This is a genomic window from Streptomyces sp. A012304, assembly GCF_026008495.1.
In the GTDB taxonomy this organism is placed as follows: domain Bacteria; phylum Actinomycetota; class Actinomycetes; order Streptomycetales; family Streptomycetaceae; genus Streptomyces.
Map to the genome: position 1 here is coordinate 1 of NZ_BQUN01000210.1, position 305 is coordinate 305.

Genomic DNA, 305 nt, shown 5'->3' on the forward strand with positions numbered 1-305 from the left:
GGTTCGGGCAGGGCGCGGCGGTCCAGCTTGCCGTTGACGGTCAGCGGCAGCGCCTCCAGGGGGACGAACGCCGACGGCACCATGTACTCGGGCAGCCGCTCCCGCAGGTGCTCACGCAGGGTCGACGCGAGCGCCACACATCCCGGGGCGGGCACGACGTAGGCGACCAGACGGACGTCGTCGGCGCGGTCCTGGCGCGCCACCACGGTCACGTCACCGACCTCCGGGTGAGCGGCCAACGCGGCCTCGATCTCCCCGAGTTCGATGCGGAAGCCGCGCACCTTCACCTGGTCGTCGGCGCGGCC

General features: G+C 73.4%; 1 pseudogene. It reads right to left on the reverse strand.

Annotation, left to right across the window (positions count from 1 at the left end):
• Positions 1 to 305: pseudogene (locus ALMP_RS42500) on the reverse strand (glycine-AMP ligase); the annotation flags it as partial.